Origin of the sequence: Mycolicibacterium vinylchloridicum (assembly GCF_013404075.1) — a bacterium.
GTDB classification, from domain to species: Bacteria; Actinomycetota; Actinomycetes; order Mycobacteriales; family Mycobacteriaceae; genus Mycobacterium; species Mycobacterium vinylchloridicum.
The window spans coordinates 38,215-61,678 of sequence record NZ_JACBJQ010000025.1; the positions used below are offsets into that span (position 1 = coordinate 38,215).

Annotated in this window: 23 protein-coding genes; 14 read left to right on the forward strand and 9 right to left on the reverse strand. The window is 67.6% G+C overall.

What is annotated here, in order from left to right; genetic code table 11:
- Positions 1 to 585, reverse strand: coding sequence for a TetR/AcrR family transcriptional regulator (locus tag HPC46_RS20550; protein WP_325096717.1), 585 nt, complete (start codon positions 583 to 585; stop codon positions 1 to 3).
- Positions 582 to 1,013: a nuclear transport factor 2 family protein gene (locus HPC46_RS20555; RefSeq protein ID WP_179473294.1), complete on the reverse strand. Its 432-nt coding sequence runs from the start codon at positions 1,011 to 1,013 to the stop codon at positions 582 to 584. The genes HPC46_RS20550 and HPC46_RS20555 overlap by 4 nt, the downstream gene beginning before the upstream one ends.
- Positions 1,014 to 1,128: 115 nt before the next feature.
- Between HPC46_RS20555 and HPC46_RS20560 the strand changes: the two genes are divergently transcribed.
- From HPC46_RS20560 to HPC46_RS20620, 13 genes are all read left to right on the forward strand, one after another.
- On the forward strand, positions 1,129 to 2,319 hold the full coding sequence (locus tag HPC46_RS20560; protein WP_179473296.1) for an amidohydrolase family protein: 1,191 nt from the start codon (positions 1,129 to 1,131) through the stop codon (positions 2,317 to 2,319).
- On the forward strand, positions 2,316 to 3,761 hold the full coding sequence (locus tag HPC46_RS20565) for a FadD3 family acyl-CoA ligase (RefSeq protein WP_179473298.1): 1,446 nt from the start codon (positions 2,316 to 2,318) through the stop codon (positions 3,759 to 3,761). The genes HPC46_RS20560 and HPC46_RS20565 overlap by 4 nt, the downstream gene beginning before the upstream one ends.
- A gap of 245 nt (positions 3,762 to 4,006) precedes the next feature.
- On the forward strand, positions 4,007 to 4,711 hold the full coding sequence (locus HPC46_RS20570; protein WP_407665536.1) for an Rv1363c family protein: 705 nt from the start codon (positions 4,007 to 4,009) through the stop codon (positions 4,709 to 4,711).
- A complete protein-coding gene (locus HPC46_RS20575) occupies positions 4,708 to 5,433 on the forward strand; it encodes a hypothetical protein (protein ID WP_179473300.1) in 726 nt (241 codons plus the stop codon). The genes HPC46_RS20570 and HPC46_RS20575 overlap by 4 nt, the downstream gene beginning before the upstream one ends.
- A gap of 27 nt (positions 5,434 to 5,460) precedes the next feature.
- The gene (locus HPC46_RS20580; RefSeq protein ID WP_179473302.1) at positions 5,461 to 6,954 is read left to right on the forward strand and encodes a class I adenylate-forming enzyme family protein; all 1,494 of its coding nucleotides are present in this window, start codon (positions 5,461 to 5,463) and stop codon (positions 6,952 to 6,954) included.
- 16 nt (positions 6,955 to 6,970) lie between these two features.
- Positions 6,971 to 7,273, forward strand: a complete 303-nt coding sequence (locus HPC46_RS20585) for a hypothetical protein (protein WP_179473304.1) — start codon at positions 6,971 to 6,973, stop codon at positions 7,271 to 7,273.
- 21 nt (positions 7,274 to 7,294) lie between these two features.
- A complete protein-coding gene (locus tag HPC46_RS20590) occupies positions 7,295 to 7,924 on the forward strand; it encodes a fatty-acid--CoA ligase (RefSeq protein ID WP_179473377.1) in 630 nt (209 codons plus the stop codon).
- Positions 7,925 to 7,934: 10 nt separating this feature from the next.
- Complete coding sequence (locus tag HPC46_RS20595; RefSeq protein ID WP_179473306.1) at positions 7,935 to 8,138, forward strand: (2Fe-2S)-binding protein; 204 nt, start codon at positions 7,935 to 7,937, stop codon at positions 8,136 to 8,138.
- A 3-nt stretch (positions 8,139 to 8,141) separates the two neighbouring features.
- Positions 8,142 to 8,603, forward strand: a complete 462-nt coding sequence (locus HPC46_RS20600) for a nuclear transport factor 2 family protein (RefSeq protein ID WP_179473308.1) — start codon at positions 8,142 to 8,144, stop codon at positions 8,601 to 8,603.
- Positions 8,600 to 9,337, forward strand: coding sequence for an SDR family NAD(P)-dependent oxidoreductase (locus tag HPC46_RS20605; protein ID WP_179473310.1), 738 nt, complete (start codon positions 8,600 to 8,602; stop codon positions 9,335 to 9,337). Before HPC46_RS20600 ends, HPC46_RS20605 begins: the two co-directional genes overlap by 4 nt.
- 77 nt (positions 9,338 to 9,414) lie before the next feature.
- Entirely contained in the window at positions 9,415 to 9,999 is a 585-nt protein-coding gene (locus HPC46_RS20610; RefSeq protein ID WP_179473312.1) for a hypothetical protein, read from the forward strand.
- Complete coding sequence (locus HPC46_RS20615; protein ID WP_179473314.1) at positions 9,996 to 10,496, forward strand: flavodoxin domain-containing protein; 501 nt, start codon at positions 9,996 to 9,998, stop codon at positions 10,494 to 10,496. The genes HPC46_RS20610 and HPC46_RS20615 overlap by 4 nt, the downstream gene beginning before the upstream one ends.
- A gap of 87 nt (positions 10,497 to 10,583) precedes the next feature.
- Complete coding sequence (locus HPC46_RS20620; protein WP_179473316.1) at positions 10,584 to 11,597, forward strand: Acg family FMN-binding oxidoreductase; 1,014 nt, start codon at positions 10,584 to 10,586, stop codon at positions 11,595 to 11,597.
- Positions 11,598 to 11,601: 4 nt separating this feature from the next.
- Here the strand turns inward: HPC46_RS20620 and otsB are convergent, their stop codons facing one another.
- Positions 11,602 to 15,603, reverse strand: coding sequence for a trehalose-phosphatase (otsB, locus tag HPC46_RS20625; RefSeq protein WP_233716535.1), 4,002 nt, complete (start codon positions 15,601 to 15,603; stop codon positions 11,602 to 11,604).
- Between the two features lie 171 nt (positions 15,604 to 15,774).
- Here otsB and HPC46_RS20630 point away from each other — a divergent pair, with 171 nt between their 5' ends.
- On the forward strand, positions 15,775 to 16,656 hold the full coding sequence (locus tag HPC46_RS20630; protein WP_179473318.1) for a universal stress protein: 882 nt from the start codon (positions 15,775 to 15,777) through the stop codon (positions 16,654 to 16,656).
- 7 nt (positions 16,657 to 16,663) lie between these two features.
- Here HPC46_RS20630 and HPC46_RS20635 read toward each other — a convergent pair whose 3' ends face one another.
- The 6 genes from HPC46_RS20635 to HPC46_RS20660 all read right to left on the reverse strand — a co-directional run bounded on the left by HPC46_RS20635 (position 16,664) and on the right by HPC46_RS20660 (position 23,360).
- On the reverse strand, positions 16,664 to 18,391 hold the full coding sequence (locus HPC46_RS20635; protein WP_179473320.1) for a GAF domain-containing sensor histidine kinase: 1,728 nt from the start codon (positions 18,389 to 18,391) through the stop codon (positions 16,664 to 16,666).
- A 35-nt stretch (positions 18,392 to 18,426) separates the two neighbouring features.
- Positions 18,427 to 19,074 carry a hypoxia response regulator transcription factor DosR/DevR gene (gene dosR, locus HPC46_RS20640; RefSeq protein WP_179473322.1) on the reverse strand — a complete coding sequence of 216 codons (648 nt, stop codon included), beginning with the start codon at positions 19,072 to 19,074 and terminating at the stop codon, positions 18,427 to 18,429.
- A 33-nt stretch (positions 19,075 to 19,107) separates the two neighbouring features.
- Entirely contained in the window at positions 19,108 to 19,977 is an 870-nt protein-coding gene (locus HPC46_RS20645) for a universal stress protein (protein WP_179473324.1), read from the reverse strand.
- Positions 19,978 to 20,057: 80 nt separating this feature from the next.
- Positions 20,058 to 21,029, reverse strand: a complete 972-nt coding sequence (locus HPC46_RS20650) for a 1-phosphofructokinase family hexose kinase (protein WP_179473326.1) — start codon at positions 21,027 to 21,029, stop codon at positions 20,058 to 20,060.
- Between the two features lie 3 nt (positions 21,030 to 21,032).
- A complete protein-coding gene (locus tag HPC46_RS20655) occupies positions 21,033 to 23,072 on the reverse strand; it encodes an erythromycin esterase family protein (protein ID WP_179473328.1) in 2,040 nt (679 codons plus the stop codon).
- Positions 23,073 to 23,075: 3 nt separating this feature from the next.
- Positions 23,076 to 23,360, reverse strand: a complete 285-nt coding sequence (locus HPC46_RS20660) for a dsRBD fold-containing protein (protein ID WP_179473330.1) — start codon at positions 23,358 to 23,360, stop codon at positions 23,076 to 23,078.
- Between the last annotated feature and the right edge of the window lie 104 nt (positions 23,361 to 23,464).

The following is a 23,464-nucleotide window of genomic DNA, read 5'->3' on the forward strand; positions in this document are numbered from 1 at the left end:
CTATGGGCGCCTGGTGACAGCGGGGGTGACCAGTTCCAGCAGCCAGCCGCCCCATTCGGCGTCGGCGCGTGTGCCCGGCAGCGCCAGCGCCGTCGAGACGGTCACCAACAGGCCGGTGGCGAAGAACGTGCGAACACCCATTGCGTCCGCCCCGGTGAGCTCAGTGACCTTGTGTTGCAACGCCAGATAGCGCGCGGCGACGTCCTCGCGCACGACCGTGTCGCCGGTCGCGGCATAGGCGTGCAGCATCACGAGTGCGACGGTGCGGTCGCATTGCAGCAGCCGACGGTAGGCGTCACCGAGCGCCACGAGCACCGGTCCGGATTGCTCCTGGTGTGCGGCCGCCGTGGAGACGAACGCTTCGGTCACGCGATCGAAGACCCACGCGGCGACGTCCAGGAACAGTGCGCGTTTGGAGCCGAACATTTGCACGACGCGGGGATGGGAGACCCCTGCGCGGGCCGCGATGGCTTCCAGACGCGTTCCCGCCAGGCCGTTTTCGGCGAATTCCGCGGCGGCGGCGCCGATGATCTCCTGACGGCGGACCGCTGCGGGCTTGTGTACCCGAGGTGCCTGCGCCGTCACCGGTCCGAGTCGCGGATTTGGCGCTTGACGAGGTCGTTGTCGTAGAGGCACCGGTAGGTGGTGATCAGTCCGTCTTCGCCGAACTCCAGGCGATCATCACCGTGGAACTCGACCACCCGGCCGGAACGGGCGAAGGTGCCGGTGAACTTCCACGCCACCAGCACGGCGCGCCGGTGCACGTCGGCGAACAACCCCTCAAGGGCAAACGTGTTGTCGGGGAAGGCCCGTGCCATTTCGGTCACGAAGCCCTTGATGGCGTCACGCCCGTGCACCGTCTCGCCAAGGGCGGGCTCGTCGTAAACGAGGTCTTCGGCGCACAGCGCGGCGACCGCGTCACCGTCGTGATCGTTCCACGCGGTCGCCCATCGCAGGCAGAAGTCCTCGACTGCTTTCGGATCGGAAATCGCGGCAGGGCTGATAACGGTCATGCGGCCAACTTACTGGTTTGTAAGAAATCCGGCAATGCCCGCATGTGGGCCGGGACGTATTGCCTTGGCCCTCCCGTGAGAATATGATTCTCGCTAACTGCATAAGGAGGATTTCATGGGTCAACTGTCGCACCGGGTGGACATTCCGTTTCCGCTGTTCGACGCGGACAACCATCTCTACGAGCCGCCGGAGGCGCTGACCAAGTACCTCCCCAAGGAGTACCAGGACCTGGTCCAGTACGTCGAGGTCAACGGGCGTACCAAGATCGCGCTGCGGGGCCAGATCAGCAACTACATCCCGAACCCGACGTTCTCGGTGGTCGCCAAGCCGGGCGCGTGGGAGGAGTACTTCAAGTTCGGCAACCCCGACGGCAAGAGCAAGCGTGAGCTGTTCGGTGAGCCGATGCGCGCCATCCCGGCCTTCTTCGAGCCGGCCCCGCGCCTCGAGGTGATGAACGAGCTCGGCATCGACCGCTCGCTGATGTTCCCGACGCTGGCCAGCCTCATCGAGGAGCGCCTGGCCGACGACCCGGTCGCCATCCACGTCCTGATCCACTCGCTGAACCAGTGGCTCGACGAGGTGTGGGGCTTCAACTACAAGAACCGCATCTTCACCACCCCGGTGATCACACTGCCGATCGTCGAGAAGGCGATCGAGGAGCTCGAGTGGTGCGTCAAGCGCGGTGCCCGCGCGATCCTGGTCCGTCCCGCACCGGTGCCGGGCTTCCGCGGCCCCCGGTCGTTCGCGCTGCCGGAGTTCGATCCGTTCTGGGAGCGGGTCGTCTACCACGACGTGTTCGTCGGCATGCACTCCTCCGACAGCGGCTACTCGCGCTACACCTCGGAATGGGACGGCACGGTGCAGGAGATGCTGCCGTTCCAGACCAACGCGATGGGCATCCTCAACGAGTGGCGCCCGATCCAGGATGCGGTGGCGTCGTGGGTGATCCACGGTGCGCTGTTCCGGCACCCCAAGCTGAAGGTGGGCATCGTCGAGGCCGGCTCGAAGTGGATGTTCCCGCTGCTGGACTCCATGGCCGAGGTGTGGAAGAAGGCTCCGGAAGCCTTTCTCGGCAATCCGATCGAAGAGATCAAGAACCGCATCTACGTCAGCCCGTTCTACGAAGAGGGTATCGACCAGCTTGTCAACCTGATCGGCGTGGACAACGTGCTGTACGGCTCGGACTGGCCGCACCCGGAGGGCCTGGCCGAGCCGACCCACTACGTGACGGCACTGGAGCACCTGTCTGTCGATGATCAGGCAAAGATCATGGGCGGCAACCTGTCTCGCCTCGTCACGGTGTGACACAACTAGATCAATGGCAGACCATCCCCGAGATGGTCTTGAGCGCGGCGGACCGGTTCGGCGACTCTGAAGCAGTCGTCGACGGTCCGCTGCGTCTTACTTTCACCGAGGTCGCCCATCGAGTGCGATGTGCGGCAGGCGCATTCGCCGAGCTGGGCGTCGAAAAAGGTGACCGGGTCGCGATCTGGGCGCCCAATTCCGCGCAGTGGATGATCGCGGCCTTCGGGGTGCTCACCGCCGGCGGCATCGTCGTCCCGGTCAGTACGCGCTACAAGCAGGCCGAGGCCGCCGACATCATCACGCGCAGCGGTGCGAAAGCCGTGCTGATCGAGAAGGGTTTCTTGGGACAGGATTTCGTGACTCCGCCCGGCGCGCCCGCAATCGATCTGAAGTCCGGGTTCCTGGAAGCGGGCAGCCTGTTCGAACGGCCCGTCAGCGGGACCGATATCGCCGACATCATCTACACCTCGGGCACCACCGGCCGGCCCAAAGGCGTGATGATGAACCATCTGCAGAACCTGCGGATGTACGCCGAATGGTGCGATCTGGCCGACCTGCGCCGCGGTGACCGCTACCTGATCGTCAATCCGTTCTTCCACACCTTCGGCTACAAGGCCGGTTGCATCGCGACGTTCATCCGCGGCGCCACCATGCTGCCGGTGCCGGTGTTCGACGTCGACCGTGTCGTCGAGCTGATCGCCACCGAGCGAATCACGATGCTGCCAGGCCCGCCGACGCTGTATCACTCGCTGCTCGCCGTCGAGGACAAGAGCAAGCTCGCCACGCTGCGCGCCGGGGTGACCGGCGCCGCCGACATTCCCGTCGAACTCATCAAGCGGGTGCACGAAGAGCTGCCGTTCCAGACGCTGGCCACCGGCTACGGCCTCACCGAGGCCGGCACGGCCACGCTGTCGCGGCCCGGCGACTCGTTCGAAGACATCGCCACGACCGCGGGCCTGCCGTGCGACGGGGTCGAGGTGCGCATCGCCGATGACGACGAGGTGCTGGTGCGCGGTTACAGCGTGATGCAGGGGTACTTCGACGACCCCGCGGGGACCGCCGAAGCGATCGACGCCGACGGCTGGCTGCACACCGGTGACCTGGGCAGTTTTACCGAGTCCGGGCGGCTGAAGATCGTCGGGCGCAAGAAGGACATGTTCATTGTCGGCGGGTTCAACGCCTACCCGGCCGAGATCGAGGGCTTCCTGATGGAGCATCCCGCCGTCGCGCAGGCGGCGGTCATCGGAGTGCCCGACGACCGGCTGGGCCAGGTGGGCAAGGCGTTCGTGGTGCGCAAGGGGGATTCCGCCGTTTCCGCGGAGGATCTGATCGGCTGGAGCAAGGATCGGATGGCCGGGTTCAAGGTGCCCCGGGTCGTGGTGTTCGTCGACGCGCTGCCGCTCAATGCGACAGGCAAGGTGATGAAGGATCAGCTGCGCTGAACTCCCCGGAAATACCATTTCCGCACTATGGAGGCGAAATTCAAGCCCCCATTCAGCCAGCGGGGCCAAGTGACTTTCCGCCTGGTGATAATCTCATTCTCACCGGATATCCCGCTTCGGCCGCATGTGTGGCCGCCGTCTCAGCGCTCGCCCGTACGCTGGCGGGATGTTTTGCTCTGGAGAGGAGTTCGACATGCGGCGCATAGACGTTGTAGCGCGCCGCGTGCCGGGCACGTGCGATATGTGTGAGTGCCATGGTGGCTGACGTCAACGAAGAGGCGGCGGTGCTGGCCGAACTCGCCGAGGCTGAGGCGGCCGAGGCGCAAGCCCGCGCGGAGGCCGCGCGCGCCAAGGCCACCGCGGCTCGGCTGCGCGGTTCGGAACCCGACCCGCAGGACGTCGAGCCCACCGAGGACCTCGAGCCCGCCGAGGATGCCGAGCTCGACCAGCGCGGCTGGTGGCGGCGAATTGGTCTGGTGCTGGTCGCGGTGGTGGTGGTCGTGCTGGTGGCGATCGGATCGCTGGTGGTGACGGGCATGATGCTCGTCCAGCACCAGCAGGTCACCGCCCAACAGGAGCATCAGGCCGAGCTCGTCGACGCCGCGCGCACCGGCGTGACGGCCCTGCTGTCGATCGACTACAACCGTGCTCAGCAGGACGTCCAGCATGTGATCGACCTGTCGACCGGAACTTTCCGGGATGACTTCTCTCGGGGTGCCGACGAGTTCGTGAAGACCGCACAGCAGTCCAAGGCGGTGACGGTCGGTTCGATCAAGTCGGCCGCACTGGACAAGGAAACGCCCGACGGCGGAGTGGTGTTGCTGGCAGCGTCCTCGACAGTGACGAATGCCAATGGAGCACATCAGGATCCGCGCGCCTGGCGGATGAGCGTCACTGTGGCGCGCGATGGAGACAAATACAAGATGTCGAATGTGGAGTTCGTGCCATGAGCAGTGAAAACAAAGACGCAGAAGCAGCCGGCGGCGAAGTCACCGAGAGCTCCGCGACCGAGATCGACGCTTCAGAACCCGACAAGGTCAGCCTGACGAAGGCCGACGGTGACGAGTCCACCGACGGTGACGAGTCCACGGAGACCGAACTGCCGGGTGGCGAGTTCCAGGAGCAGAAGGGCGGGCGAAAGGGCTCCGGGCTCCTGGTGGCAGCGCTGCTCATCGGGGTGTTGCTGCTGGGATCGATCGGCGCGGCGGCCTCGGTCTACTTCTGGCTCTACCGCGACGACCAGCGGGCGTTCGGCCTGAACCCCTTCAGCGTGGGCTCTGTCGACAGCCGGATCGACGATCGGCAGAAAGAGGTCAGAGACGCGGCAAGCGGCGGAACGGTGGCGCTGCTGTCCTACGCGCCGGAGACCCTCGACAAGGACCTGGCCAATGCCAAAGCTCACCTCACCGGTGAGTTCCTCAAGTACTACAGCCAATTCACCGACCAGATCGTGGCCCCGGCGGCCAAGCAGAAGGGCGTCAAGACCGAGGCGACCGTCGCCCGCGCGGCGGTCTCGGAGCTGCATCCCGACAATGCGGTGGTGCTGGTGTTCGTCAACCAGGTGACGACGAGCAAGGACCGGCCCGATCCGGCGCTGGCGACCAGCAGCGTGGTGGTGAAGCTGACCAAGACCGACGGTCGTTGGCTGATCTCGGAATTCAACCCGGTCTAGGCGAGCGACGGTAGGAGAGGTCAATCGATGAGCGTGGCACTGTTGTTGGAGATGGCGGCTTCCGACTCCGAACGGGTCGGGGTGGTCACCGACGACCAGCGGCTCACGGTGGGCGAGCTGAACACCCTGGCCGACGGCGGCGCGGGAGTGATCGCCGCCTCAGGGGCGGGCAGCGTCGTCTACGTGGGCCTCGGCGGGGCCATGCTGCCGCTGTTGATCTTCGCCTCCGCCCGTGCCGCGCGGGCGTTCACACCGTTGAACTACCGGCTCTCCGGTGAGGCGCTGGCCGAGCTGATCGAGCGCCTGCCTGATCCGCTCATCGTCTTCGACGCCGAATATGCCGACGTGGTAGCGGGTTTGGGAACGGCGCGACTGGAATCGCAGGAATTTCTGGCTGCCGCCGCGGCCGCCGAGCCGGCCGCGGAATTCCCCGATCCCGACGATGTGGCGGTGGTGCTGTTCACCTCGGGCACCACGTCGCGACCCAAAGCCGTTGAGCTGACCCACAACAACCTCACCAGTTATGTGACCGGCACGGTGGAGTTCGCCTCTGCGGAGCCGGGAGATGCCGCACTGATCTGCGTGCCGCCCTACCACATCGCCGGTGTCGGTGCGGCGCTGTCGAATCTGTACGCCGGCCGCAAGATGGTGTACCTGCGCAAGTTCGATCCGCTGCAGTGGATTCGGCTGGCGTCGGCGGAGGCGGTGACCAGCGCCACGGTGGTACCCACCATGCTCGATCGCATCATCACCGAGCTGGAGGCCAACCCCACCCCGCTGCCCGCGCTGCGCACCCTGGCCTACGGCGGCTCCAAAGTCGCGCTGCCCCTGGTGCGTAAGGCGCTCGCGCTGTTGCCCGACGTGGGCTTCGTCAACGCCTACGGCCTGACCGAAACCAGTTCCACCATTGCGGTTCTCACCCCCGACGATCACCGGGCGGCGCATGAGGCCGACGACGAGTCCGCCCGTAAGCGGCTCGGCTCGGTCGGGCAGCCCGTGCCCGGTATCGAGGTCCAGATCCGCGGTGACGACGGAACGGTCCTGGGGCCCGAAGAGGTCGGCGAGCTGTTCGTCCGCGGCGATCAGGTGTCGGGCCGCTACGCCGAGATCGGGTCGGTGCTCGACGCCGAAGGCTGGTTCCCGACCAAGGACGTCGCCTACCTGGATGCCGAGGGCTACCTGTTCATCGGCGGTCGTTCCGACGACACGATCATCCGCGGTGGCGAGAACATCGCGCCGGCCGAGGTCGAGGATGTGCTCGTCGAACACCCGCACGTGCGCGATGTCGCCGTCGTCGGTGTCGAGGACGACGAATGGGGGCAGATCATGGTCGCCGTCGTCGTCCCCGTCGCGCACATCACCCCGGACCCGGAAGATCTGCGGGCCCACGTGCGCACCCAGCTACGCGGCTCACGCACTCCCGACCGGGTGGTGTTCCGCCACGAACTGCCCACCACGCCGACCGGCAAGGTGCTTCGCCGCCAACTGGCCGACGAGCTCAAGTCGCCGACTGCAACCTAGATCCAGGAGGACAACCATGATCAAGACCGGAACCCGGCTGCAGAGCCAGGTCTGCGACACCCAGGTGATCGTCGTGCGCTCGTCGGACAGCCTCGACGACCTGCGCGCCGGTGGCGTCGCGATGATCCCGCTGGACGCGGAGAAAACCGAAGGGGCCCAACTGGATCCCGATTTCTCCGGCGGCACCGTGATGGGCAAGCGCTACGTCGACGCCAGCGGCGCCGAGCTCCTGGTCACCAAGGCCGGGGCGGGCAGCCTGAGCGTCGGTACCACCCCGCTGGAGCAGAAGACCGCCAAACCGTTGCCGGCCAGCGACTAAGACGGTATCGGCGTGGACGGTATGACCCAGCGCCAGATCCACACGCTCGTCCTCGCCATGGACTACCGGGTTCCCGACCCGGGCCGGGTGTGGCCGGTGCTGCAGCGCAGCAAGCCCGCCCTGGTCGACCTCGGCGCCCACTACGTCCTGGTCTACGCCTCGACGCGGGATCCGGGCCGCGTCATGGTGACGATCTCGCTGCGCAGCAAGGAACCCATCCTCGAGGTGCTGCGATCGCGGGTCTTTCTCAACTGGTTCGACTCCGTCGGCCTCGACGACATCCCCGCCATCTTCGCGGGCGAGACGATCGACAAGGTCACCCTGGTCGAGCCGCCCGAGGGCGCCCCGCCGGGAGTGATCGTCGCCGCGATCGCCGCCGTCGACGATGTGCCGTCGCTGATCGACGGCGTCCACAACGGGCTGCCTCGGTTCGCCGCCGCCGGTGTTCGGGCCGTCCGCATCTTCCAGGCCTTCGACGACGATCATGAGCTGATGATCCTGCAGGAACTCGACGACGAGGAAGACGCGCTCGCCTGGGTGAACCACCCCGACATCGCCGCGGAATGGATGGGCGGCACCGGAATCGGCGCCTATCCACCGGTCTTCGTCGGGCGGATGCAGTACATCATGCGCTTGGACGAGGACGCCTGAGGCCGCATCGATGTTCGTCTGTCTGTGCAACGGTGTGACGAGCCAGGTCGTGGCCGAGGCCGTCGAGGCCGGGGCGACGACCACCAAGCAGGTGGCCAGTGTCTGCGGCGCAGGAGCGGAATGTGGCCGCTGCCGACGCACCGTACGGGCGATCATCGAAGCGGCCGGAACGGCAGAACCCAAGCGCCACAAGGGGTTCCTACACAAGAGGTGAACAATGGACATTCAGCGGATCGGTGACGAACTGGAAATCGCCTCGGTGCTCAACCGCTACGCCCGCGCCGTCGACGACAAGGACTGGGACCTGCTGCGGTCACTGTTCACCGACGATGCTCACCTCGATTACAGCTCCGTCGGCGGACCGTCGGCCGGCCGCGACGAGGTCTGCTCCTGGCTCGCGCGGTCGCTGACGCTGATGCCGATGACTCAGCACTTCGTCACCAACATCGAAGCCGATATCGACGGTGACACGGCAACCGTCCGGGCGATGTTCTACAACCCGATGCTGCTGCCCGGCGCGACTGAGACAAGCGCATGCGGTGGCTACTACCACCACGTTATGGTCCGCACCGAAAACGGATGGCGCAGCAGGCAGCTGCGCGAGGAGAACCTCTGGTTCACCAATCCGCCGAGTCCGCGCAGGCGCGCGGAGTTGACCGAGGAGGCCGAGCGGACATGAGTGGTGTCATCGTCACCGGAGCAGCGTCGGGAATCGGCCGGGCATCCGCCGAGGCGCTGATCGCCGACGGGCGGCGCGTCGCACTGTGGGACATCGCGCCCGCGGTAGCCCAGGTCGCGGACGGGCTCGGTATGCCGCACGCGGTGGTCGACGTCTGCGACGGCGCCGCACTGAGCGCGGCCGTCGATGCGGCTGCTGCGGCGCTGGACGGGATCGACGGGCTGGTGCACGCCGCGGGACGGGTCATTCCGGAACCGGTGGGGGCCTACACCGCGGAGTCCTGGGACGCCGTGCTCGACGTCAACCTGAAGGCCCAGGCGATCTTGGCGCAGCTGATCCTGCCGCACCTGCAGGAGGCCGCCCGCGCCGGCGCCGGACCGGCGATCGTCGGGATCTCCAGCATCGAGGGACTGACCGCCAACCCGTTCATCCCGGCGTATTGCGCCTCCAAGGCCGGTCTGCTGGGCTTGACCCGTTCGATGGCGGCGCAGCTGGGTCCCGAGGGCATCCGGGTCAATGCGGTGTGCCCGGGGTTCATCCGCACGCCGATGCTGCAGATTGCCATCGACATCGACGAGGTGCGCCAGGGTTTCGAAGCCGCCGCGCCGCTGGGCCGCCTCGGTGACCCCGCCGAGGTTGCCGCGGCGGTGGCATTCCTGATGTCAGCCAAGGCGTCGTTCGTCACCGGTTCGCACCTGGTCGTCGACGGGGGAGTGACCAGCAGGCACCCCTGATCATCGGGTCGACGGTCCCTGCCACGCAGGCCGTCGGCCCCTACCCGCAGGTAGCCGGCGCTGCCCAGTATTGACCGATGACGACCGGTACCCGTGGCCTGGTGCTCGACTCAGTGATGCCGTCCTACGACGTGGCGATCACCGAGCACGTCCTGGTGGGCACCGACCCGCAAACCACCTACTGTGCGGCCCGCGGGTTGGACCTGCTGACGGTGCACAGCCCGCTGCTCGACGCGGCCATGTGGGTGCGGCAGTTGCCGTCGCGGCTGACCGTCCGCCCGGCACCCCGCCCGCCGCGGCTGGTGATCGGCGAGGGCGTGGGTATCCCCGGGTGGCTGGTACTCGGCGAACAGGACGGCACGGAGATCGCCTTCGGCGCGGTCGGACGGTTCTGGCAGCCGGTCATCGAGTGGCGTGACGTCGGCGCCGCCGAATTCCCGGGTTTCGCCGAGCCGGGGTGGGGCAAGATCGCCGCCAACTTCACCGTCCTGCCCTACGGTTCGGGCAAGACCCTGCTGAGCTACGAATGCCGCACTGCGACAACAGATCCACAGTCTCGTCGCCGGTTTGCGCGGTATTGGTGGCTGGTCCGGCCGTTCGTGGCACACATCCTGCGCGCCACGCTGCGCCAGATCAAGGTGAATGCGGAGGCGGCGCGATGACACGGGTACTGGTCGCCTACGGCTCCACCCGCCAGGGCACTGCGGGACTGGCCGCGATGATCGGTGACGCGCTCGTCGCGACGGGTTACGACGCGGTGGTGATGCCGGCGCGCGATGTCGGCGATCTCGCCGGGTTCGACGCGGTGATCGTGGGCGGGGCGCTCTACGCGAACCGGTGGCACCGCCATGCCCGGCGCTTCGTCCGACGGCACACGACCGCGCTGCGCGGCCTGCCGGTGTGGTTGGTCAGCAGCGGACCGTTGGACGACTCGGCGACCACCCGGGACATCGCGCCCACCAAGCAGGTGGCCAAGCTCATCGAGCGAGTCCGCGCGCGCGGTCATGTGACGTTCGGCGGGTCGTTGGCCGCTGACGCCAAGGGCTTTCCCGCCAGCGCAATGGCGAAGACCAGAGCCGGGGACTGGCGCGATCCCGAGCAGGTGCGGCGCTGGGTCGCCAGCATTGCGCCACAGCTGGCGGCATCCGGCGGTGGCTGACCAGCTCCCGGTCAGGGCTGCACAAGTCCCCAGAGCTCGGGACTTACGTCTCTGTCAGATCGCTCGGCGCGGGACGACAGTGGAGCCATGAGTTTGCAGTTCCCTGACCATGACACGGTTCAGGCCGTCCTGACGCTGGCGACGCAGGCACCGTCGGTGCACAACTCGCAACCGTGGCACTGGCGGGTCGGGCCGGACAGCCTGCACCTTTACGCCGACCCGAGCCGGCATCTGCCCAACACCGACCCCGACCGACGCGACCTGTTGGTGAGTTGCGGCGCCGTCCTGCACCACTGCGTGGTCGCACTGGCGGCGTTGGGCTGGCAGGCCAAGGTCCGCCGGTTCCCCAACCCCGCCGACCACGATCATCTGGCCTCGATCGAGGTGTGCCGGCAGCGTGCCGACGAGCTGGACATCATGCTGGCGGCCGCGATCGCCCGGCGCCGCACGGATCGCCGTAACTACAGCTCGTGGCCGGTGCCCGGCGGTGACATCGCACTGATGGGCGCTCGCGCGGCCCGCGCTGGGGTGATGCTGCGCCAGATCGACCTGTTGCCGCACCTGTCCGCGGTCATCGCCCAATCGGTGTGGAAGCACGCCAGCGACGCCGACTACCTCAGCGAGCTCAACGCGTGGAGCGGCCGGTACGGCTCGGTGGCCGGGGTGCCGGCACGCAACACGCCGGTCTTCGATCCGCACGCGGTGGTTCCGGCGCGCGTGTTCGCCGGCCCGGCGCTGGCCCAGCCGGTGCAGACCTCGCCGGCTGAGGACAACGCCGTCCTGATCGCGCTCGGCACCGAGACCGATGACGACCTGGCCCGGCTGCGTGCCGGGGAGGCGACGAGTTTGGTGCTGCTGTCGGCCACCGCGATGGGACTGGCGACATGCCCGGTGACCGAACCGCTCGAGATCGCCGAAACCCGAGAAGCCGTGCGCGCCGACGTCTTCGGCAGCAGTGGCTATCCCCAGATGATGCTCCGGGTGGGCTGGGCCGCGGTGAACGCCGACCCGCTGCCCGCGACGCCCCGCCGACCGCTGTCCGAAGTGGTCGAGTGGCGCGGCGACGACGCGCTGGCGGCTCCGGCGACCCAGGCCGGGTAACTGCTCAGGAGAACCGCAGCAACGATCCGGGCGTGAGTTGCTGGACCTGGCCGCGGCATTCGATCTCGATGGCTGGGTTGTCGGTGGGGTCGACACTGATCTCGGCACTGCGTCCACGGATCGTCAGGTGTAGCCGGTAGCCGCGGTAATAGATCGGCAGCCGCAGGGCGCCAAGGCTTTCCGGCCACATCGGGGACAGGATCAACCGGTCGGCGCGGGTCTCCAGGCCGGTGAAGCAGCGCTGCAGCAGGTCGATGCTGCCGGCCATCGCCGCGATGTGGATGCCCTCGGCCGTCGTACCGCCCTGGATGTCGGCGACATCCGACATCAGCACCTGCTGGAAGTAGCGCATCGCCCGCTCGCGATCACCGCGCGCCAGCACCCAGGCGTGCACCACACTGCTGAGTGTCGAACCGTGCGATGTCCGGTGCAGGTAGTAGTCGACCGTCATCGGAATCTGTTGCGGGGTAAAGCGATAGCCCAGCCGGGCGAACAGCTCCCGTAGTTCGTCAGAGGACAGCAGGTAGAAGAGCATCAGCACATCCGCCTGTTTGGATACCCGGTACCGGTTGACGTTGTCGTTCTCGGCTTCCAGGATGCGGTCGAGTCGCTGGATGTTGCCGTAGCGCTCCCGGTAGCCGTGCCAGTCGAGTTCGGCCAGCTCGGCATATCCGTCGAACTGGCTGATGACGTCCCCGCCGGGCGTAGGCCCGGAACCCGACGCGGAGTGAAACGGCACGTACATGCGGTGGCTGACTTCGTCCCAGGTGTCGAGTTCGCGGCCGCGAATTCCCAACCGCTCCATCAGGTCCAGCCGGTCGCGCAGCGGCAGGGCGTCGAGGGCGTCGAGGGCCCGCACAATCACCCAGACGGCCATCACGTTGGTGTAGGCGTTGTTGTCCACTCCGTCGGTGGGTGCATCGGGATACCCGGAATGGAATTCGTCCGGCCCGATCACGCCGCGGATCACATAGCGGCCCAGCGTCTCGTCGAACTCGGAGCGGCTGACCCAGAATCGCGCGATCTCGGCGAGCATCTCCGCGCCGTTCTCGATCAGATACTCGAGGTCCCCGGTCACCTGGTAGTACTGCCAGACGTTGTAGGCGACGGCACTTCCGATGTGATGGGCGCGCGCGCTCGCATCGGGATTCCACCGCCCCGAATTCGGATTGAGGTGCAGCTTCTGGCTCTCCTCGCGCCCGTCGCTGCCCGACTGCCACGGAAACATCGCGCCCGCGAAACCGGCCTCGCGAGCCGCGCGGCGCGCTTCGGGCAGCCGCCGGTAGCGGTAGCGCAGTAACGATCGGGTGGTTTCGGGTGCCCGCAGGTTGAGCACCGGAAAAACGAACAGCTCGTCCCAGAAGATGTGGCCGCGGTAGGCCTCACCGTGCAATCCGCGCGCGGGCACCCCGGCGTCGAGGTCGACCGCACGGTTCGGCACCGTCTGCAGCAGCTGGAGTAGATGCAGGCGCACCACCCGCATCGCGTCGGGGTTGTCGTCGAAGGCGATGTCGAATCGCTCCCACAGGTGCGCCCATTCGCGGGCATGCCCGGTGTGCAGGTCGGCGTAGCGGCCGAGCCGGCTCAGCAGCCGTGCGGCGGCGTCACCGGGATCGGAGATCGCGTGGTCTCGCCCGGTGAAGATGGTCGCCATCTTCTCGACGGTGACCGAGTCGCCTGCGGCGACGGCCACCACGTATCTATGTCCGGTGCGGCGGTTTTGATCGACGAACGTGCCGTCGCCCGCCAACCGGTCCTGCCCGCGCCAGAGCGAGGTGCGGGCGGCGACGGCGATCGGGATGCGGGACTGGCTGGTCTGGCAGACCAGCAGTGCCGCGTTCGGCGACAACTCCCGGGTGGTGGTGCCGACAAGATGGTCGCTGGCCAGGTCGCGGTAGCGCTCGACGCCGCTGTTGCGAACATCGCCATCGATCGTTGAGAGGAATTCGATTGTCCCCGACCAGTCCTCGGCCCAGACGGTGGTCTCCAGCGCGCACGCATGCGGGAGGTGCATCGCGGCGATGCGACGCTGGACGACCCTGCTGGTACGCCCCGCGGGATCCCGGAAGCGGAACTCTCGAGTGAGTTCGGCCTGACGCAGATCCAGGCACTGCCGGTAGGTCAGGACGTCGGCGCGGTCGATGTCGAACCAGTCGCCGCCGTCGATCCGGAACTTCAGCGACAGCCAGTTCGGCAGGTTCACCAGGCTCTCGTTCTCGATCGTGACGCCCTTGATCTCGTCGGTGAGACGGTTGTAGAGCCCTGCCGCATAGGTTCCCGGATAGTGGCACCGCGCGGCATCGGCCTCCGGGGCGCAACCACGGGTGGCGCGATAACCGTTTCCGACCGTGCACAGCGCCTCCCGCAGCTGTTCCTGTTCGGGCAGGTAACCGCCGAAGGTGAACGACCAAGGGCTGGAATGAGTCTGACGGTCCACGTCACACTGGTCGACCAGCCGCTCGATGAACTCACCGACGTGGGTCGGATCGGGTAGGGAGTACCGCGCGGCAGTCGAGCGGTCGCCATCCTCTTCGTGGCATACCACGATGCCGATGCCGTCGTGGAGGACGGCGTCGAACGCGTCTTCATCGGTGAGATCGTCGCCGATGTAGATCGGAAGCAACGGCTCCGGACCGACGATACGATCGGCGATCCACTCCAGGGTTTTCCCCTTGTCCCAGTCCAGGTTCGGGCGAAGTTCGACGAGCATGCGACCGCCGGTGACTTTGAGGCCGTGCCGGCTGCCGGCCCGATGAACAGCGGCCGCGACGGTAGCGCCGGCATCCGGTGCCGCGTTGCGATAGTGCACGGCGACGGCGAATCGCTTGTGCTCCACAACAACTCCGGTGAGATCGGCGAGCTCGGCGGCCAGTTCTCCCGCGGCATCGGCCAGGGCGGGCACAGCCGACGCGGCGATCTCGTTCTGGTGGTGTGCACCGTCGGGAGCGATCACCTCGAACCCGTGGCTGCCCGCGTACCACAGGCCGGGGATGTTGATGCGCGACCGGACATCGGCAAGGTCTCGGCCGGATAGCACCGCAACCGGGCACAGAGTGGCCAGCGTCTGCAGCGCCTTGTCCACCCCGGGCACCAGGATCGCGGCCGCCGGATCGCCGACGATCTCGGAGACCGTGCCGTCGAAGTCGAAGAACAGCGCCGGCCGGCGCGCCGAGACCACCCCGGCCACCTGGCTGAAGGACCGTAGCGCATCGGGCAGCGCGGACATCCGCCGGTCGATGGCGCGTACGGTGACATCGGCGAGGTCACCGATCACGACGTCGGCGCCGCACCGCAACAAGTCCTTGGCGGCGTTTCCGGACCGATCCACGCCGATCACCAGTCCGAATCCGCCGGCGCGTCCGGCCGCCGCCCCGGTTTCGGCGTCGTCGACGACGACGCACCGGCCGGGCCGTGCACCGAGACGGTTCGCGGTCTCCAGCAGCGTCGCGGGGTCGGGCTTGCCGGGCAGGCCCAGTTCCTCGGCCAGCACCCCGTCGACCCGCACGGCGAAATAGTCGCCGATGCCGGCCGATTCCAGGACGGTGCCGCAGTTGCGGCTGGCCGAATACACCGCTGTGCCCACCCCGAGCTCATCGAGCCGACGAACCAGCGCCACGGTGGACTCGAAGGCGTGCACTCCGTGGGCGATCCTGGTCAGGTACAACTCCTGCTTGCGGTTTCCCAGCCCGCAGACGGTGTCGTCGCCCACGTCGGACGGTGAGCCCCACGGCAACGACACCCCCCGGGCTGCCAGGAAGTCGCGCACACCGTCGTAGCGGGGCTTGCCGTCGACGAAGTGCCGATAGTCGGCACCGGTGAAGCCGTAGTCGGCGAACAACTCCGCCCACGCCGCCTCGTGCAGCGACGCGGTGTCGGCGACAACACCGTCAAGGTCGAAGAGCACGGCGTCGTGGTAGCGCGGGTCGATCGCGACGGGCAAGCTGATGGCCGTTCCGCCCCTGTCGATGTTGCCGGCCGGTCCACCGAACGGGCGTTCGCTCGCCATGGCACCGACGCTGCCACATCCGCTTGCCCACGATCAGGGTCTTGTGGCCATCACGGAGGGGACCAACGCCCCATGATCACCAGGATTGATGGGCCTAGCGTGGTGGGTGGCGACACTGCTGCGGCACCGGCACCGGCGATGGGTCGCGCGACGAGTCGGAAGGAGCATCAGATGTCAACTTCTGCAACGAAATACGAAATCCTGGTAGCGGTCGATGGATCCGCGGCCTCGAAGGTGGCCGTCGACTGGGCCGCGCGCGACGCCGCGCGGCGCGGATTGTCGGTCACGCTGGTACATGTCCTCATTCCCCCCGCGGTGATGACCTTCCCCGAAGTGCCGATACCGTCGGGTTACCTGCAATGGCAGGAGGATTCGGGTCGCGAAATCCTCGACAGCGCATCGAAGCTCGTCGAGGACGCCACCGGGGACCACCCGGTCGAGGTCACGACCGAGATGGTCTCCGGTCCCGCGGTGTCGACGCTGGTGAATCTGTCCAAGGACGCACAGCTGATCGTGGTCGGCTGCCGTGGGCGCGGTGCGCTCGCGCGGAGTCTGCTCGGTTCGGTCAGCACCGGGCTGGTTCATCATGCGCATTGCCCGGTGGCGATCATCCACGACGAGGATCCGCTCACGTCGCAACCCTCGGAAGCGCCGGTGATCGTGGGAGTCGACGGATCACCGGCATCGGAGCGGGCGCTGGGGATCGCGTTCGAGCAGGCCTCGTACCGAGGGGTCGATCTCGTCGCGGTGCATGCCTGGAGCGATACCGGCGTCTTCGAATTTCCGGGCATCGATTGGTCGAGCATGCAATCCATCGGCGAGGAGACGCTCGCCGAACGGCTGGCGGGATGGCAGGAGCGCTACCCCGACGTGCCCGTGCGCCGCGTGGTCGTCGCCGATCGGCCGGCTCATCAGCTCGTCGAGCAGTCGGAGTCGGGCCAGCTCGTGGTCGTCGGAAGCCATGGCCGCGGCGGATTCGCCGGGATGATGCTCGGCTCGGTCAGCACCGCGGTCGTGCACGGTGCGCGGATGCCGGTGATTGTGGCGCGCTGAGGCGCGATCAGGGCAGCGGTGCCGTCCACCGCAAAGCGGTCCCACCATCGGGCGCGTTGCCCACGGTGAAATCCCCGCCGACCTCGTAGGCGCGGCGGCGCAGGTTGATCAACCCGCTGGGAGTCACATCGTCGGGCATCCCGCACCCGTCGTCGACCACGTCGATCGCCAGCTCATCCTCGACCCGGACGGTGACGGTCACGGTGTCGGCGTTCGCGTGGCGCACCGCATTGCTGATCCCCTCGCGGACCACCGCTTCGGCATGGTCGGACAGCGGTGCCTCGATCACCGACAGCGGCCCGACGTACTGGACCGTGATGCGCACGTCCGAATCGGCGAACGCGCCGACCGCGTCGTCGAGGCGCTGGCGCAGCCGGGTGGATCCCGCCGACCCGCCGTGCAGGTCGAAGATCGCCGTCCGGATTTCCTGGATGACGCCCTGCAATTCGTCGACCGTGGTGACCAGTCGTTGCTGCACCTCGGGCACCTTGGCCCGTGGAATCGTGCCCTGCAGCGTCAACCCGACAGCGAACAACCGCTGGATCACGTGGTCGTGCAGATCGCGGGCGATCCGGTCACGATCGGAGAGCACGTCGAGCTCCCGCAGATGACGCTGCGTGCTGGCCAGCTGCCAGGCCAGCGTGGCCTGATCGGCGAAACCCGCCATCATGTCCAGCTTCTGGTCGCTGTAGCTCTGCCTGCCGCGGCGGCGGAGGATCACCACCACGCCCACGACGGTCTCGGTGGTGCGCAGCGGCAGGACCATCGCGGGCCCCGCCCCGGGCATGGCCGCCAGGTCGTCGCCGATGTTGTCGAAGCGCCTCGGCGTGCGAGTCGCGAAAGCCTCGCCGATGACACTGCCGGCCACTGTGATCGGTTCCATCGACTGCGCGTGGCCGATCACCCCGGCGGTCTCCACGACGAGCAGCTCGCTGACGCGATCGGTGGGCAGTTCGGTGTCGGTCGGCACCGCGACGAGGACCGCGTCGGCGGCTGTGAGCTTGAGTGCCTGATCGGCGATGAGCCGGAACACCTGTGCCGGGTCCGCGCCTCGCAGTAGCTCGGTGCCGATATCGCGGGTGGCCTCGATCCATGACTGCCGGGTCCGGGACTGCTCATAGAGCCGGGCGTTGTCGATGGCGATGCCCGCCGCGGCGGCCAGCGCTTCGACCAGAACCTCGTCGTCCTCGCTGAATGGTTGCCCATTGACCTTTTCGGTGAGGTACAGGTTGCCGTACACCTCGTCGCGGATGCGCACCGGGACACCCAGGAACGTACGCATCGGCGGATGATTCGGCGGGAACCCGACCGAGGCGGGGTGCTGAAGAATGTTGTCCAGCCGGATCGGCTTGGGCTCGTCGATCAGATGGCCGAGCACGCCGCGGCCCGACGGCAACGGCCCGATGCGTTCCCGGGTCTCCTCGTCGATGCCTTCGTAGATGAACTCGACCAGCTCGTCGTCGTCGCCGCGCACGCCCAGGGCGCCGTAGCGGGCGTCCACGAGGTCGATGGCGGTGTCGACGATGGTCTTCAGCGTGACATCCAGCTCGAGGCCCGACGTCACGACCAACATGGCCTCGACCAGCCCGTCGAGCCGATCCCGGCCCTTGACGATCTGTTCGACCCGGTCCTGGACTTCCACCAGCAGCTCACGCAGCCGCAGCTGCCCGAGTGTGTCGCGCAGCGGCGGCGCCGGTGTGCGATTCCCCCCCGACCCGACGTTGTCATCGGTCACAAAGCACCATGCTGCCACCAGATCGGTGGCGGTGCTTAGTCTTCGGTGTGCTGGTTGTGGTCCAGCTTGGAGATGAAGACCGCGGCCTGCGTGCGGCGCTCCATGCCGAGTTTTGCCAGCAATCGTGAAACGTAGTTTTTCACCGTCTTCTCGGCCAGAAACATCCGCGCGGCGATTTGCTTGTTGGTCAGCCCTTCGCCGAGCAGACCCAGCAGTACCCGCTCCTGTTCGGTGAGACCCGAAAGCGGGTCGGCCCGCTCGGCGGCACCGCGCAGCTTGGCCATCAGTGCCGCGGCCGCCCGATTGTCGAGCAGGGAACGGCCCGCACCGACATCCTTGATCGCCTGGGCCAACTCCATACCCTTGATGTCCTTGACGACGTAACCGCTTGCGCCGGCGAGGATGGCATCCAGCATCGCCTCGTCCGAGGTGAACGACGTCAGCATCAGGCACCGCAGGTCAGGCATCTTGGAGAGCAGGTCGCGGCACAATTCGATGCCGTTGCCGTCGGGCAGGCGGACGTCGAGCACCGCGACGTCGGGCGCCAGCGCGGGGATCTGCGACAGCGCCTGGGTGACAGACCCCGCCTCACCGATCACCTCGAGCTCGGGATCGGTGGACAACAAATCGATCAGTCCACGGCGAACGACTTCGTGGTCGTCGACGAGAAAGACCTTGACCATCTGCCAACAGTAACGGGCATCAGCGGCAAAGGGTCACAACAAGCGCTGACGGTCGACCACCAAAACCGAGCAGTCGGTGTTGTGCATCGCCGCTGACCCGGTCGGGCCGAACAGTTCCTCGATGCCGCCCGCGTTGCGCGCACCCACCACGACCAGCTGGATCTCCTCGCCGTGCTTGGCCAGATAGTTCAGCACGCTGCCGTGGATCGCGACCGGCCGCGCATCGAGATCGGGGTATTGATGCTTCCAGTGCGACAGCCGGCGATCGAGCTGGGCGCGCACCATCCGGTTACCGTCGGACACCGCATGCGAGTCGTGCACATCGGTGAAGCGCGACTGCCACGAACTGAGCACCCGCAGCGGGGCGTTGCGCAATCGGGCCTCCTGCACCCCGAATTGGAGTACTGCCGCGCTGTCGGGTGATTCGTCGAGTTCGACGACGACCCATCCGGGGCCCGGGTCGGCGGTTCGCTCCGAGCCGCGCACGATCGCGATCGGGCAGTGTGCGGCGGTGACCAGCGCCGTGGCCGTCGACCCGATGCGGTCGTGGTCGAAGTGCTTGAGCCCCACCGCTCCGACGCAGATCATCGCCGCCGTGCGGGATGCTTCCACCAGTGTGGCGACCGGGCGGCCGGGCAGGATGTCGATCTCGACCTTGACCGGCCGTTGGGTGGCTTCGACCGCGTCGGCCGCATACCGCACCGCCAGTTCGGCACTGGCCTGCTGGCTCGCGGCCTCCTGCGAGGCGACCGGATCGGGCCCGAGCGGGTCGATCGAGTACAGCAGTCGCAGCGGGATATCGCGGCTGACGGCCTCGTCGATGGCCCACACTGCGGCTCGCACGGCGCCCCTCGACCCGTCGATGCCGACGACGATCGACGGCGGTGTGAACGATTCGGGCATGGGTAGCTCCCCGGGGACGGCAGCTTTCTATTGTGACGACGTTATCGCTGCCGCACTGCGTCTATCAGGGAAGAAAGTCCCTAACTGGGGCGACTCAGGTCGCCTGGATTGTCGGTCAGGTCGAATAAGCGTTCAGCGTCCTCGCGGGTGCACGGCGCGGTACCCGGGGTCAGCAGCATCGCGGCACCGGTGGCGATTCCCAGCCGCACCGCCTTGGTCAGCGGCCAGCCGCGGGTCAGGCCGACCGCGACGCCGGCCACCATCGCGTCGCCGGCTCCGACGCCGCTGCCCGAGGGCACTTGCACCGGCGGGAACCGGTTCCCGCCCTGCGCGGTGGCCAGCAGCGCGCCCTGCGACCCGAGCGAGACCAGCACGTTGTCGGCGCAGCCGCGGTCGATCAGTTCGTGGGCCGCGGCCAACTGCTCGCTTTCGGTGGCCAGCTCACGCCCTACGCATTCGCGTAGCTCACGCAGGCTGGGCTTGAGCAGGCACACCCCCGAGTTGACGTGCCGCAGGCCGCCACCGGACGTGTCCAGCAGGAAGATCGCGCCGAGATCGGCGCACAGATTGGCCACCTGCTGGTAGAAGTCCGGCGGGACGCCGGGGGGCAGGCTGCCGCTGGCCACCACGATGGCTGCCGAGGCAGCCGCGATGCGCAACTGAAGCAGGCACTCGGTCTGCTCGGCGAGGGTGAGTTCCGGCCCGGGCAGCACGAACCGGTACTGCTTACCGGTGGAGCGCTCGTCGACGGTGAAACTCTCCCGCGTCGAGCCGCCGATCTTGATCCGGTGCACGGTGAGTCCCTCGGCGACGAGCAGGTTGTGCACCATTTCACCGGCCGGCCCGCCGGCGGGGAACACCGCGGTGGTAGCCGCTCCGAGCACCTCGGCCACGTGCGCGACGTTGATTCCGCCGCCACCCGGGTCGTAACGCGCTGCGGCGCAACGCAACTTGTCGGTCGAATGCACCACCTCGGTGCTCGTGGTGATGTCCAGGGCGGGATTCATCGTGAGAGTGACGATCCGATGCCCCGCGACGGCGAGTTCGTTCATCGGTTACAAACCGCTCGGGTAGGTTTCGGGGTTCTCCCCGGCAATCCACACGCTGTTCGGCTCCAGGGGCTCCAGGGCGCGGGTCTTGTCGATGTGGATCATCGCGTCGAACTGATCGGATGGGCGCACGTGGAAATAGTGGCTCTGCCGTTCGGTTCTGGGGAGGTAGATCACGCCGATCGCCCGCCCGAGCCGGACCACCTCCAGCGCCCTCGCGGCGGGTGAGCTGTCGTGCATGGGCACCAGGAACGCCGCCTTGCCCGTCTCGTGCAGCAGTTCCTCGATGCTTCCCGGCAGCGCCGGGCGCACGACCTTGCGCTCAGCGATGCCGCCCCAGTCGCTGGCCGCGGTCACGGTTCCCTCGAATGTCGAGAAGCCGATCAGCCGGCACTGCTCGCCGTACTGCTCGCGGGCCAGTTGGCCGATGGTCAGCTGCCCGTCGGCGGAGACTTCGGTAGCGCGAGCATCGCCGACGTGAGAGTTGTGCGCCCACACCACGATTCGCGCAGGTTCTGCACCGGCGTGCCTGTCAAGATGGGCGAGCAGCGCGCCCAGGGTCTGCGCCATGTGTTCGTCGCGCATGTTCCACGAGGTGACCCGGCCGCCGAACATGCCGCGGTAATACGCCTCGGCATCGCGCACCGTCGTCGCGTTCTGCTGGGCGTAGAACAGCTCGTCCTCGGCGAGCCGGCCGTCGCTGGCCAGGTATGCCAGTGCATCGCGCTGCATCTCGACCAGTTGTTCGACGGCCTGGCGTTCACACGACGCGCCGGCGCCGAAGGCCGCGGCATAACCGTAGGCCTGGCCATCCTCACCGGTGGAGTGGTCGAAACACGCGTAGCGGTGCCTGGCGCGCGCCGCGGCCTTCGGGTCGACGGTGTCGAGGTAGGCGACGACCTCCTGCATCGAGCGATGCAGACTGTAGAGGTCCAGCCCGTAGAACCCGGTCTGCCTGCGGCCGTCGGCCGCACACCGCCCGTTGTGCCAACGCAGCCACCCGACGAAATCGCGAACCACGGTGTTGCGCCACATCCAGGCCGGGAACCGCTCGAAACCGCGCAGCGCCTCTTCTGGCGTCGAGTCGTCGCTCAACCACCGCACATAGCGATTGACTCGGTAGGCGTCGGGCCAATCAGCCTCTGCAGCAACGGCATTGAAGCCCTTGTGCTCGATCAGCCACTTGGTGATCTCGGCGCGGGCCTCGTAGAACTCGTGGGTGCCGTGCGAGCTCTCGCCGATCAGCACCACGCGCGCATCACCGATCAGCTCGTCCAGCACCTCGCCCGGCGGCATCCCGCCGGGGGAGTCGATCGCCGCGGCGGCGACGGCGTCGGCGGCGCGCTCCACGGCCGGCGGCACGGGGCGGCCCGCGGTGGGTCGTGCCAGCAGTTCGCGCACCTCGTCGTCGGTGACCTGGGTGAAATCCCAGAAAGATTCACCCACCGCCAGGAACGGCGTCGGCATCGAGGCACACACGACGTCGTCGACCAGCCCGGCGAACTCCCGGCAGGTGGATTCCGGTGCGGCGGGCACCGCGATCACGATCTCGGCGGGTTCTGATTCGCGCAGCGCCTGGACGGCCGCGTGCATGCTGGACCCGGTCGCCAGACCGTCGTCGACGATGATCACCGTCTTGCCGGTGACCTGTACCGGCGGCCGACCCTCCCGATAGGCCGCCTCGCGCCGGACCAGTTCGCGTGCCTCGCGTTCAGCGATCTCCCGCAGCTGTTGCGGGGTGACGCGCAAACCGCGCAGCACGTCGTCGTTGACGACTACCCGTCCGCCGCTGGCCAGCGCGCCGACGGCGAACTCCTCGTGGCCCGGCGCGCCGAGCTTACGGACGATGAAGGCGTCCAGCGGAGCACCCAACGAACTGGCCACTTCATAGGCGACCGGAATTCCACCGCGGGCCAGGCCCAGCACCACGACGTCGGGCCGCCCCCGGTACGCCTGCAGCAGGCCGGCGAGTACCTGACCCGCCTCCCGCCTGTCCTTGAACACCCGGCGCGGTTGTTGCCGGCGAACCCCGGTGGACCTGGTCATCGTCTACCTCCGTTGAAATGCCGCCAACGGCGGCCGCCAGACGGCCGCACCGTCGATCTCCGACATCGACGTGGCGAAGAGCTGGTTGGCCAGATTCGACAGCGCCCGCGCGACGGCCACTTCGTCGCGGAGTTCGACTGCATGCGCGTCGCCGGCGTCCATGCGGGCGATGCCCATCCCTACCAGTGTTGTGCTCCGCCAGGGCAAATGGGCGGTGGCGCGGGTGCGGTCGGCGTCCTCATCGACGGCGATCATCACGGTCGAATGCTTGGTCTCGTCGTGTTCCATTTCAGTCCCCCTCGTTCACTTCGATCCGACCACCCGGCTCGGCGCGTCGGTAGGGACCGAAGTCCTGTGGCGGTGGGCAGAAGGCCCTACGGTTCGCCGCGGTT